Origin of the sequence: Clostridium sp. OM05-6BH, assembly GCF_003481635.1 — a bacterium.
GTDB lineage: Bacteria > Bacillota > Clostridia > Lachnospirales > Lachnospiraceae > Butyribacter.
Window position 1 is genome coordinate 84,793 of the sequence record NZ_QULH01000004.1, and the last position, 12,378, is coordinate 97,170.

General features: G+C 41.4%; 9 protein-coding genes and 1 pseudogene. 6 read left to right on the forward strand and 4 right to left on the reverse strand.

What is annotated here, in order from left to right; translation table 11 throughout:
• Positions 1-39 precede the first annotated feature (39 nt).
• Positions 40-1,710: a formate--tetrahydrofolate ligase gene (locus DXB73_RS05590; RefSeq protein WP_118690397.1), complete on the forward strand. Its 1,671-nt coding sequence runs from the start codon at positions 40-42 to the stop codon at positions 1,708-1,710.
• A 172-nt stretch (positions 1,711-1,882) separates the two neighbouring features.
• On the opposite strand, the gene DXB73_RS05595 is transcribed toward DXB73_RS05590, so the two are convergent.
• Together DXB73_RS05595 and pyrB are read right to left on the reverse strand one after the other, a co-directional pair.
• On the reverse strand, positions 1,883-2,347 hold the full coding sequence (locus DXB73_RS05595) for an aspartate carbamoyltransferase regulatory subunit (RefSeq protein ID WP_022025802.1): 465 nt from the start codon (positions 2,345-2,347) through the stop codon (positions 1,883-1,885).
• A gap of 11 nt (positions 2,348-2,358) precedes the next feature.
• Positions 2,359-3,276 (reverse strand): aspartate carbamoyltransferase, encoded by a 918-nt coding sequence (gene pyrB, locus DXB73_RS05600; RefSeq protein ID WP_118690398.1) that lies wholly within the window; start codon positions 3,274-3,276, stop codon positions 2,359-2,361.
• 172 nt (positions 3,277-3,448) lie between these two features.
• On the opposite strand from pyrB, the gene DXB73_RS05605 reads away from it, so the two are divergent.
• The gene (locus DXB73_RS05605; protein WP_118690399.1) at positions 3,449-4,945 is read left to right on the forward strand and encodes a methyl-accepting chemotaxis protein; all 1,497 of its coding nucleotides are present in this window, start codon (positions 3,449-3,451) and stop codon (positions 4,943-4,945) included.
• A gap of 115 nt (positions 4,946-5,060) precedes the next feature.
• Positions 5,061-7,346, forward strand: coding sequence for a hydratase (locus tag DXB73_RS05610; RefSeq protein WP_118690400.1), 2,286 nt, complete (start codon positions 5,061-5,063; stop codon positions 7,344-7,346).
• A gap of 136 nt (positions 7,347-7,482) precedes the next feature.
• Here the strand turns inward: DXB73_RS05610 and DXB73_RS05615 are convergent, their stop codons facing one another.
• Complete coding sequence (locus tag DXB73_RS05615; protein WP_022025797.1) at positions 7,483-7,743, reverse strand: DUF4321 domain-containing protein; 261 nt, start codon at positions 7,741-7,743, stop codon at positions 7,483-7,485.
• 213 nt (positions 7,744-7,956) lie between these two features.
• On the opposite strand from DXB73_RS05615, the gene DXB73_RS05620 reads away from it, so the two are divergent.
• Positions 7,957-9,063 carry an LCP family protein gene (locus DXB73_RS05620; protein ID WP_118690401.1) on the forward strand — a complete coding sequence of 369 codons (1,107 nt, stop codon included), beginning with the start codon at positions 7,957-7,959 and terminating at the stop codon, positions 9,061-9,063.
• A gap of 56 nt (positions 9,064-9,119) precedes the next feature.
• Positions 9,120-10,154 carry an LCP family protein gene (locus tag DXB73_RS05625; RefSeq protein ID WP_182448252.1) on the forward strand — a complete coding sequence of 345 codons (1,035 nt, stop codon included), beginning with the start codon at positions 9,120-9,122 and terminating at the stop codon, positions 10,152-10,154.
• A 138-nt stretch (positions 10,155-10,292) separates the two neighbouring features.
• On the opposite strand, the gene DXB73_RS05630 is transcribed toward DXB73_RS05625, so the two are convergent.
• Positions 10,293-11,564, reverse strand: coding sequence for a D-alanyl-D-alanine carboxypeptidase family protein (locus DXB73_RS05630; protein ID WP_118690403.1), 1,272 nt, complete (start codon positions 11,562-11,564; stop codon positions 10,293-10,295).
• A 379-nt stretch (positions 11,565-11,943) separates the two neighbouring features.
• Here DXB73_RS05630 and DXB73_RS14815 point away from each other — a divergent pair.
• Positions 11,944-12,225: pseudogene (locus DXB73_RS14815) on the forward strand (YhbY family RNA-binding protein); the annotation flags it as partial.
• Positions 12,226-12,378 lie beyond the last annotated feature (153 nt).

Consider the following 12,378-nt stretch of genomic DNA (forward strand, 5'->3'; position numbering starts at 1 on the left):
CTATGAGGAGCAGGAGAAAGAGAATGGAGGATTTTGTACATGAAATCAGATATTGAAATCGCGCAGGCAGCCAATATGATTCCAATTTGGGAAGTGGCAGAACAGCTGAATATCCCGAAGGATGAATTAGAAATGTATGGTAAATACAAAGCAAAGCTTGGAGATGAGCTTTGGGATAGAGTAAAAGATAACCCGGATGGAAAACTGATCTTAGTGACAGCGATCAATCCTACCCCGGCAGGAGAGGGCAAGACAACAACTTCCGTTGGTCTTGGACAGGCTATGGGGAAGCTTGGCAAAAAGGCAGTGATCGCACTTCGCGAGCCATCTCTTGGACCATGCTTTGGTATTAAAGGTGGAGCGGCAGGAGGCGGTAACGCCCAGGTAGTTCCGATGGAGGACTTAAATCTTCATTTTACCGGTGATTTTCATGCAATTACATCTGCCAATAACTTGTTGGCAGCTATGCTGGATAACCATATTAAGCAAGGCAATGCATTGCAGATCGATACGAATCAGATCGTGTGGAAACGCTGTATGGATATGAATGATCGTGTGCTTCGTAATATTGTGGTTGGTCTTGGACGTCCGGTAGATGGAGTTGTACGCGAGGATCATTTTATTATCTCTGTTGCCTCAGAAATCATGGCGATCTTATGTCTTGCGGATAATATGAAGGATCTGAAGGAACGTTTGTCTCGTATTATCGTAGCTTATAATTATGCCGGTGAACCGGTAACGGCAGGACAGTTAAATGCAGTAGGAGCAATGGCAGCGTTATTAAAGGATGCCATCAAGCCTAATATGGTGCAGACACTTGAAAATACACCGGCGTTAGTACATGGTGGCCCGTTTGCTAATATTGCACATGGCTGTAATAGTGTCCGTGCAACAAAGACAGGACTTAAATTAGCGGATTACGTCATTACAGAGGCTGGTTTTGGCGCAGATCTTGGTGCAGAGAAGTTTTTTGATATTAAGTGTCGTATGGCAGGCATGAAACCGGATGCAGTTGTATTGGTTGCTACGGTCCGTGCCCTGAAATATAATGGCGGCGTTGACAAAGAAAATCTTGGTGAAGAGAATCTGGAAGCGTTAAAAGCAGGTATCGTAAACTTAGAGAAACATATTGAGAATGTTGCAAAATTCAAGGTACCATGTGTAGTAACTTTGAACCGTTTTGTAACGGATACCGATGCAGAGCTTCAGTACATTGAGCAGTTCTGTAAAGAAAGAGGCTGTGATTTTGCACTTTCCGAAGTATGGGAAAAAGGTGGAGAAGGCGGCATTGCTTTGGCAAAAGAGGTAATTCATACGCTGGAAACCAAAGAGAGCGATTTTACACCGTTATATGATACTGAGTTATCTATTCGGGAAAAGATCGAGAAGATTGCGAAAGAAATTTATGGCGCCGGCAAGGTTAATTATGCACCAGCAGCAGCGAAAGCAATTGACCGTTTAGAGAGTCTTGGGTATGGCGATACACCGATCTGTATGGCAAAGAATCAGTATTCACTGTCTGATGATCCTAAGAAGTTAGGTCGTCCGGAAGGATTTGAGATTACGATACGTGAAGTGTATGTGTCCGCAGGAGCAGGATTTGTCGTTGCGATCACCGGTACGGTCATGACAATGCCGGGATTGCCACTTCATCCGGCGGCTGAGCGCATTGATGTAAACGAGGATGGTGTGATCACCGGTCTTTCCTAAAAGAAATGTAGTGGAATATATCGCACAACCGTAGTTTTTGATGATGTTACAAACATAATAGCAGCTAAAAAGGCTGTCCCTTTACCGAACATCTTGTGGAAAGGGGCAGCCTTTTTTTGACTTAAGTAGAGCAACAACACATTGTTTTACAAATCAGTAGAAAAGTGATCTGTTAGTTGACCAAACTTCCTTTGAATTTAGATTCACAATAAATGCAGCGATAAATCCGTCTGTTGCGGTCTGTCAATTTGAAAGAGTGTGGTAACTCCTGCTCGATCGAAGTGATACAACGCGGATTTTTGCAGCGGATAATTCCGGTAACGGTTTCCGGAAGTTCCAGTTTATGTTTGGCAACGATATTGTTATCCTTTATGATATTGATCGTTAAGTTTGGATCTAATACACCGAGAACATTCAGATCAATATCCAAAGGACCTTCGATCTTGATAATGTCCTTTTTGCCCATTTTGTTGCTGCGTGCATTTTTGATAATGGCAACAGAGCAGTCTAATTTTTCTAAGTTGAGATATTCATATATTTTCATGGCACCTCCGGCCTGAATATGATCGATGACAACACCCTCGTTTAATCCACCGATATTTAATCTGCCGGTTTCCGGAATTTCTTTCTGTGACATAGTTACCTCCTTTATTTTGCAAGTCCAAGCAAAGTCATGATCAGAGCCATTCGTACATAAACACCGAATTGTGCCTGCTTAAAATATACAGCACGAGGATCATCATCGACTTCAGTTGCAATTTCGTTGACGCGCGGAAGCGGATGCAGTACATACATATTTTCTTTGGCATAGCGCATCTTAGCTGCATCTAAGATGAAACTGTCTTTTAAGCGGATATAATCTTCCTCATTGAAAAAGCGTTCTCTCTGCACGCGTGTCATATATAAAATATCAAGTTTTGGCATATATTTTTCCAATTCATTGGTTTCGATGAAATCAATGTTGCCGTCCACCAGGACTTCTTGGCGAAGATAATCCGGAATACGAAGTTCATCCGGAGAGATCAATATAAAATGTATATTCGGATAACGTACCATAGCATTGATCAGAGAGTGTACGGTACGGCCGAATTTCAGATCACCGCACATACCGATGGTCATATTATCCAGACGCCCGGTCAGTGTTTTGATCGTTAAGAGATCCGTTAATGTCTGCGTCGGGTGATTATGTCCGCCATCACCGGCATTGATCACCGGTATCCGTGAATGCATTGCAGCTACGGTAGGAGCTCCTTCTTTTGGGTGGCGCATTGCACAGATATCTGCATAAGAAGAGATTACGCGGATCGTGTCAGCGACGCTTTCTCCTTTGGATGCTGAGCTGGAATCAGCGGAAGAAAAACCAAGCACGCTACCGCCAAGATTTAACATGGCTGCCTCAAAACTGAGACGTGTACGAGTGCTTGGTTCATAAAATAAAGTTGCTAATTTTTTGCCATCGCATACATGTGCATATGCTTGCGGATCATGCATGATCGACTGCCCTAAGGTCAATATGTGGTCCAGTTCATCCACCGATAAATCAAGGGGACTGATTAGATGTTTCATGAAAAGTACCTCCGTTGTATTTTTACAATATATTACCACAACATTTCGGGACATACAATGCTAACTTGAGAAAAAGAAATGACAAGTTAGTATTGAAGAAGAAAGGCAGTTTATGGTACTATATAGGTACTGATGTAGAGGTGGGATATTAACAGAAGGGAGAATTCATAGTATGAGTGAAATTTCAAAGAAAACAAAAAGCGAAAATGAGAGAATTAATCTTTTAGTATTCATTTTTGCGACCTTGATGGATGCATTTTTTGTAGTAGGATATCTGCAGGATGCATCGGTAGGAAACATTAGCTGGACATATGCGATTATTGTAGTTGCAGTTGTTGCAGTAGGGTTATTGATCAATGCGGTTTTATATATTCGTAATCATGGAAGTGTGGCACTGCGTCATACGGTTATGGTTGGATATGGTGTGTTATATGCAGTGATCATGTATGGCGCCAATAGTGACCTTGTATTTATTGCTGCCTTTCCAATGGCAAGCATTTTCATTTTGTATTTCGACTTTGCGTTCATCCTGCGAAGCAGCATTGGTTTGATCATTATCAATGTGGCATACGTAGTACGCTGTGTAGTCAATGGCAAGATGAATTCAGGAATTGATATTACAACGAGTACGCTGATCCTTCAGCTTGCAACGGTCGTTCTTACAATGGTGGTTGTCTGCGCAATTACTAAGCTTGCTGCACAGCTTAACAGCGAGAAAGTAAGTCGTGCACTTACTAATCAGCAAAAATCAGAAACTTTGCTGGAGGAAATTCTTCATATTTCCAAGCAGGTTAAAGAAAATTCTTCAACAGCTGCATCTTTGATGGAAGAGTTGCAGCAGTCTACAATTAGTACAGCAAATGCATTGGACGAGATATCGACCGGTAACAGTTCCAATGCAGAGAGCATTGAGCAGCAGACGGTGATGACTTCACAGATTCAGGAAATGATCACGAAGACCAGCAATCGATCTCAGGGAATGAAGCAGGTTGCCGAGATGAGTATGGAGTCGATCGATAAAGGCCGTGACTCTATGCAGAAATTACTTGAGCAGGCAGATGCTATTGCAGCTGAGAATGCAAAGGTACATACTTTAATGGGGGCTTTGACGGAGAATACCAAGGAAGTGGCTGAGATCACGCAAAATATTTTTGACATTTCCAGTCAGACAAATATGCTTGCTTTGAATGCATCGATCGAGAGTGCAAGAGCGGGAGAAGCAGGTCGCGGCTTTGCGGTTGTTGCAGAGCAGATCCGAGTACTTGCAGAGCAGACCAGACAGTTGACGGAAGGAATTTCTCAGATCACTGCCAAATTACAGGAAAATGCAGAAGAGACACAGGAAAGAATCAATGGTGTGTTGGAAGCATCTGAACAGGAGAAAAATTTGATCCAGGTAACGGATAAAGATTTCACCCAGATCCGTTCTCAGATGGATCATTTGAATGAGGACGTAGTAAATGTTTCCGAGGAGATCAGCCAGATCATGACCGCGAATGACTCTATTGTGGAAAGTATTTCACAGATATCAGCGGTCAGCGAGGAAGTTTCCGCTAATACATCTCAGGCGGCAGAGATGGGATATCAGACAAGCGAACAGGCTGCCAAAGTTGGCTCTTTGATGAATGAATTGCAGGAGAGCGCTGTAGAACTTGAAAAGTACATTTAATTCTATTAGAATAGAACAGTATGTTGTGTTTACCACATGACATATGATTACTTGAGCCAAGAGCATAATATGAAAGCTTAAAATCACTGGCTTAAGAGAAAGGTATGGTAACAGTATGATTAAGTTGTATGATAATGGTGTGTATTTGCTGAATGGGACAGATATCGTAGAAGATAACGGCCAGGCAGAAGCACAGATTCAGGCAAAATGTGGAGAGGTGCCATCAAAGGAGCAGGCCTCCGAGGGAACGATTGCATATTCTATTTTGAAAGCACATAATACTTCTGGTGGTATGGATAATCTTCAGATTAAATTTGATAAGTTAACGTCTCATGATATTACATTTGTTGGCATTATCCAGACTGCAAGAGCATCAGGATTGGATAAATTTCCTGTTCCTTATGTTTTGACAAACTGTCACAATAGTTTATGTGCGGTTGGTGGAACGATCAATGAGGACGATCATATGTTTGGTCTTTCTTGTGCTAAGAGATATGGTGGAATGTATGTGCCACCACATCAGGCGGTTATTCATCAGTTTGCAAGAGAAATGTTGGCAGAGGGTGGTAAAATGATCCTCGGTTCTGATTCTCATACAAGATATGGTGCCCTTGGTACTATGGCAATGGGTGAAGGTGGTCCGGAATTAGTAAAGCAGTTGTTAGAGCGTACGTATGATATTCCAATGCCTGGTGTGATCGGTATTTATCTGGATGGCGAGCCAATGCCTGGCGTCGGACCTCAGGACGTAGCACTTGCTATTATCGGTGCGGTATTCAATAACGGTTATGTTAAGAATAAAGTGATGGAATTTGTAGGTCCTGGTGTTTCTAAATTGTCTGCAGATTATCGTATTGGTATTGATGTAATGACAACGGAGACTACGTGTCTGTCTTCTATTTGGAGAACAGATGACAAGATCAAAGAGTTCTATGAAATCCATGGACGTGCCGGCGCATATAAAGAGTTGAATCCGGCAGCAGTTACTTATTATGACGGTATGGTATATGTAGATCTTTCTAAGATCCAGCCAATGATCGCAATGCCATTCCATCCAAGCAATGTATATATGATCCATGAGTTACAGGATAATCTGATGGATATTTTGGATGACTGCGAGAAGAAAGCATTGGTATCTTTGGATGGTCAGGTTGATTTTAAGCTTAAGAATAAAGTGCGTAATGGCAAACTTTATGTAGATCAAGGTATTATTGCAGGATGTGCAGGTGGTGGTTTTGAAAATATCTGTGCTGCAGCTGATATTTTGAAAGGCGCAAGCATTGGAGCAGATGAGTTTACATTGAGTGTGTATCCGGCCTCTACCCCAATTTATATGGAGCTTGCTAAGAATGGTAAGTTAGCAGATCTTATGGAGACCGGAGCAATCGTGAAAACAGCATTTTGTGGTCCGTGCTTTGGTGCAGGTGATACTCCTGCAAACAATGCCTTTAGTATTCGCCATTCAACGCGTAACTTCCCGAACCGTGAGGGATCTAAGATCCAGAACGGTCAGATCTCTTCGGTAGCATTGATGGATGCACGTTCTATTGCAGCAACAGCAGCAAATAAGGGCTATTTGACAGCTGCCACGGACGTTGATGCAACGATCAATACACCAAAGTATTTCTTTGATAAAAATATTTATGCAAACCGTGTTTACGATGGTGTAGGAAAACCTGATTATAATGAAGAAGTGAAGTTTGGACCAAACATTAAGGATTGGCCGGAGATGTCTGCATTGACAGATGACATCTTGATCAAGGTTGTATCTGAAATTCACGATCCGGTTACGACAACTGATGAGTTGATCCCATCCGGTGAGACATCTTCCTTCCGTTCAAATCCTTTGGGACTGGCAGAGTTTACACTTTCCCGTAAAGATCCGGAGTATGTAGGCAAGGCAAAGGCTGTTCAGCTTGGTGAGAAAGCACGTGTTGCCGGCGAGGATATTTTCGCAGCACTGCCGGAAGCAAAAGAAGTTTTTAATAAGATCAATGAGAAATTCGATGTTGATCCTGCTAAGACACAGATCGGAAGCATGGTATATGCGGTGAAGCCGGGTGATGGATCTGCACGTGAGCAGGCAGCTTCCTGTCAGAAAGTATTAGGCGGTCTTGCAAACATTGCAAAGGAGTATGCAACTAAGAGATATCGTTCTAATCTGATCAACTGGGGTATGCTTCCATTCTTGTATCCGGATGAGATTCCATTTGAGAATGGTGATTATATCTTCGTCAAAGATATTAAGAAAGCGGTAGAAGAGAAGCAGGATGAGATCAAGGCTTATGTAGTCGGTAAAGATATGAAAGAATTTACTTTGAGTTTAGGAGCGCTGACAGATGATGAGCGTGATATCATTACAAAGGGCTGTCTCATTAATTACTACAGAGCACACAAATAATATATAGTAGTATGATTTTTAATTGAAAAAGCTGCAAGCATTACGGTGTACCTTGTAATGCCTGCAGCTTTTTTTGATATTCTTTTCGTTAGCAATGATTTTGTCATTTATGAATTTTGCATCGTTATTATGACGTTTAGATAAAATGATAAATGATCGTTGCGATCAAAATACCAAGAATACTTCCGATGGTAATTTTGATCTTGAGCCCGAACGTTAATACCAAAATTCCCAGATCTAGGACAAAAGGAGTTGTAAACCCAAAGTTTTTGCCATAGTTTAACCAGGACAGAGCAGAGATACCTGCAGTAGCCTGTGCGATAAAACTTCCGATCACGATACCTGCCAATACTAAGAGAAAAAGCGCCCAATTATTTTTTCCAGCACCACGTGCCATGTGTAACCCTCCATTCTTATAACATATACTTAGAAATAAATTATAGAGGATAGTACACTTGTTCGTCAAGTGCAGTTTTACAAGGCCGAAATCTGTCATTTCTATGAAGAATTTGTCATTTTTTTGGTAATAGCATTGTCATACCGTATTATTTTTGCTATAATTGTACAGATTAGTACGTAAACACAGAAGAGTTTTAGGGGGAATACGAACATGTGGAAAAAGGTGGTATTAAGCATTTTGCTTGTCATTAGTGTTGCAACAGGATTTTTCGCAGCGAAAGCGCAGGTAACGATCGAGGGGCGACTCAATAAGGTGAACCGTGATTATGACACAGATTTGAGTTCAGTAGATCTGAGCAACATTCATGTGGAGACGGATAGTAAAGTGATCAACATCCTGTTATTAGGAGATGATTATAGAACTTACGACGGCAGTACATCTCCGGGATTGAATGATGTCATCATGATCGGTACATTGGACATGAAGCATAATACATTGAAATTGACATCCATCATGCGCGATACGCTCGTTGATGTATACGGTCAGAATAAGAAAATGAAAGTTAATGCTGCCGGCAAGAAAGAGTTTGGCGGTTTGAAGAATCTTTACAAGACATTGGCAGAGAATTTTAATGTTAAAGTAGATGGGTATGCAGAAGTTGGCTTTAAGGGATTTGAACAGGCTGTAAATGCCGTTGGCGGCGTTGAAGTAGAGCTTTCGGATACGGAGGTTGAATACCTTAATAGGACCAATTATGTCTGGAAAAAGAAAAATCGCAAGTTTAAGGTTGGTAAACAACATTTAAATGGTGCACAGGCATTAGGGTGGTGTCGAATCCGCAAAGGAATGGACGTTATTGGAAAACCGGTGAAAACGGTAACCGGTCTGGCAGATGATTATGGACGTACTTGGAGACAGCGTACAGTGATCACTGCTCTTTTTGACAAGATGAAGTCACAGCCGCTTTCTAAATGGATGGAAGTAGCAGACAAAGTGTTAGGAAATGTCAGAACAGATCTGGATAATGATACGATCCTAAAATATATGAAAGATGCTGTGATGATGGGTACAACACAGATTCATCAAATGCAGATTCCGGTCAACGGATATTATAGAAATGACAAAAATAATGAATTTCCGGATGCACAGGGATGGAGTCTGGTTCCGACTAATGGTATTACAACGGATTATGACAGGACAGCCAATTCGGAAGCATTACGTCAGTTTATCTTTAAATATGATGGTAAAGATGAATTTAAATATACACCAAAAGATACAAGCACGGTGAGCAGTACCGGCAAAGATTACGATGAATAATGATATGCAGCCCCGCAAAGCCTGGATACGTTGCATACGACATGGAGGAATACCAAATGTGGAAAAAAGTATTAATGGGAATCTTATTAGTTCTTAGTGCTACGGCAGGTTTTTTTGTGGCAAAGGCGCAGGTGCTGTATAACAACAGCTTGAATCAGATCAATCGAGATTATGATACGGCACTTGCTAACGTTGATCTAAGCGGAATTCATGTGAATTCAGATGATCAGATTGTGAATATTCTCGTGGTCGGTAACGATTACCGAGAGGAAAGAGGATATGGTGCTAGTGGTCTTACAGATACAATGATCATTGCAACGATGGATATGAAGCATGGGACACTCAAAACAGCGTCATTGATGCGTGATCTTGTTGTTGAAATACCGGGACATGGCAAGAATAAGTTGAATTCTGCCAATTCTTTTGGTGGCATAGAATTGTTATATAAGACGATTGCTACGAACTTCAATATTGAATTGGATGGATATGTGGAGGTTGGATTTGCCGCATTTACCAAGATTATTGATAAAGTGGGGGGTATAGAGTTGGAACTTACTGAGTCAGAAGCAAGTTATTTGAATTCAACGAACTATATTCGAAATAAAAAGAGCCGTAATGTAAAGGTTGGAAAGCAGACCTTGAATGGTGCACAGGCATTAGGTTACTGTCGAATCCGTAAGGGTGGTGTTACAACGATCAATGGACTTCGCGATGATTATGGACGTACTTGGAGACAGCGCACGACGATCAATGCAGTCTTTAACAAGATTAAGAAGCTTCCGATGACGGATTGGCTGGACATTGCCAATGTAGTACTCAAAAAAGTAACAACAGACCTGACAAATGAGCAGATAACCGAATATCTGAAAGATGCAGTTTCCTTAGGAACGACCACGATCAATCAGATGCAGGTTCCGGTACAGGGATATTTTCGCAGTGGATATAATGGTGAGTATTCTTGCGGGTCATGTATTGTTATGACTTCTGGTGGAACTGCCTGGGATACCAGTGCTAATGCGGAAGCGTTGAATCAATTTGTATTTGATTATGATGGCAAAGAGGAGTTTAAGTATTCCCGTAGCGATTCCTAATTTTCATGGAATGATCGGTTATAAATAAGAACGGTAACAGGAACAAAGCAGGGTTTGCGGCTTTGTTCCTGTTTTTCTTGAGTGGATTTCTTATTTTGCTAGGGCACTGATGAATACATGCCCGAAGAATTGTCTGAGTTATTTACCAATAATGGCCTGCAGTAGTTTTAGAAAAATATCGCTATAGCAGGCTTTTTTGATACTTTGCGCTGCTACAATGGGAAGGGAACCGATCTCCTGATCGTTTAATGTATATTGAACAGAACCGATGATTGTCCCCTCTTTGATCGGAGCCTGTAAATGTTTGCGATAGAAAATCTTGCGCTTAGGCTTATAGGATTGTTCATCTCCACAAAGTACGTATTGGAATGGTTTTTCGACGCGCGGGATTATTTCCGGCGTGATACCACCGGAGATCTTTTGCGGGGGGAGAGTGATATCGTCCGGATTTTCCTGAAAGGCGGTACAGTTTGCAAAACCATAATCCAACAGGGCTGCCGCCTGCACAAATCGGATTTTTGGGTCTGGAGCAGCCATAATGACGGCGGTAAGGCTGATTCCATCTCGTTGTGCAGTAGCACTGAGACAATATTTTGCTTTCGATGTGGATCCGGTTTTTAGACCGGTAATTCCCTGATAAGTACGGATTAGTTTATTGGTATTCGTTAGTCCAAATTTTTTCTTCCCCTTTTTGGTGACATGTGTAATAGTATCCATCCATACAGTAGAATACTTGGAAATGTCCGGATACTTGGACACAAGCGATTGTGACATTAAGGCTACATCGTATGCACTGCTGTAATGTCCGCTCTCTATGGAGTCATCCAGACCGTTACAGTTTTTGAAATGAGTATGTTTCATACCGAGAGCTTTTGCTTTTTTGTTCATACGTTTTACAAAGGATTGCTCTGATCCGGCAAGGTGTTCTGCCATGGCCACAGCGGCATCGTTTGCGCTGGCTATGCTGATGCATTTGATCATTGTATTGACGTCCTGCGTCTCTCCCGGTTCCAAAAACACTTGTGAACCGCCCATAGATGCGGCATATTCACTTACTGTTACCTTATCTTCAAGTTTGCATTTCCCCTGTTCGATGGATTCAAAGATCAGAAGGAGGGTCATGATCTTGGTGATACTTGCCGGTATTAATTTTTTATTTTTGTTTTTGGCATATAAGATGCGTCCGGAAGCGTTGTCGATCAGAACGGCAGCTTTTGCGGTAATTGCCAGATCATTATTATGTGCTTGGTCTGCCTCAGCTTGTTTATTTGCTGTGCACCGAAAAGCTGGCTGATTTGTACATACTTTCGCAAAAACCTTGACAGATGTGAAGGCGTTGACATAAATAAGTACGGCACATAATATAAGAGCAAGCATTCGTCTTGACAGGATGGAACGAAATAATTGCATTGTGAGAATCCTTTCTGTACCAAATAGGTTAGTGCAGTAATATCAGTACGATTTGAAATATAATTATAGCAACATATGCGACAAAAAGAGAGAATATGTGTATTTTATCAAATTGAAAATTTGAAAAAAAGATATTGCTTTTTTCTGCCGCTATTTTGTGATATAATGAGCCGCAGAGAAAAACAAGCGGCTGCGAAGCAGACATTTGTTTTTCTGGGCTCATTAACGAGCAAATAAGCTTGTGAAACAAGCGAATGAGCTCTGAAAGAGCGGATTTGCGAGTTTGAAAAAAAGGCAACTTAATGTATGAACAATGGCCGCAGAGAAAAACAAGCGGCTGCGAAGCAGACTGAAAAAAATGATAAAAGTGAGGATAAATATGACAAGTAAAGAAAGAGCAGAATTGAAAACACAGGCAATGAAATTAGACAGCATATTTCAGATTGGAAAGGCTAGTTTAACGCCTGCGATGGTTAATGCAGTAAAGGATGCCTTGCATGCAAGAGAATTGGTTAAAGTATCTGTACTCAAAAACTGTTTGGATGATCCGCATGAGATTGCACAGGTATTGGCAGAGAGAACCGGTTCAGAGGTCGTGCAGGTGATCGGCAAGAAGATTGTTTTGTATAAGAAAAACTTTGAATTGGAGGAGAAGCGTAAACGTGCTTTGAAACGTGAAAAGCAGAACCGTCATGGTGCAAAAAACATGAAAAAATCAGACAAAGTACAGAAAAGTTTTTCTAAGCCGGACAAGAGATCTGCAGCTAAGGGGAAGAAATCTAAGACGGATCAAGGCACTGCAAAATATCTTTGG

Excerpts from the sequence above, each read along its gene's own strand:
- DXB73_RS05615 (WP_022025797.1), bottom strand. The coding sequence starts at position 7,743 with ATGGCACGTGGTGCTGGAAAAAATAATTGGGCGCTTTTTCTCTTAGTA.
- DXB73_RS05590 (WP_118690397.1), top strand. The coding sequence starts at position 40 with ATGAAATCAGATATTGAAATCGCGCAGGCAGCCAATATGATTCCAATT.
- DXB73_RS05595 (WP_022025802.1), bottom strand. The coding sequence starts at position 2,347 with ATGTCACAGAAAGAAATTCCGGAAACCGGCAGATTAAATATCGGTGGA.
- DXB73_RS05610 (WP_118690400.1), top strand. The coding sequence starts at position 5,061 with ATGATTAAGTTGTATGATAATGGTGTGTATTTGCTGAATGGGACAGAT.
- DXB73_RS05605 (WP_118690399.1), top strand. The coding sequence starts at position 3,449 with ATGAGTGAAATTTCAAAGAAAACAAAAAGCGAAAATGAGAGAATTAAT.
- pyrB (WP_118690398.1), bottom strand. The coding sequence starts at position 3,276 with ATGAAACATCTAATCAGTCCCCTTGATTTATCGGTGGATGAACTGGAC.
- DXB73_RS05630 (WP_118690403.1), bottom strand. The coding sequence starts at position 11,564 with ATGCAATTATTTCGTTCCATCCTGTCAAGACGAATGCTTGCTCTTATA.
- DXB73_RS05625 (WP_182448252.1), top strand. The coding sequence starts at position 9,120 with ATGTGGAAAAAAGTATTAATGGGAATCTTATTAGTTCTTAGTGCTACG.
- DXB73_RS05620 (WP_118690401.1), top strand. The coding sequence starts at position 7,957 with ATGTGGAAAAAGGTGGTATTAAGCATTTTGCTTGTCATTAGTGTTGCA.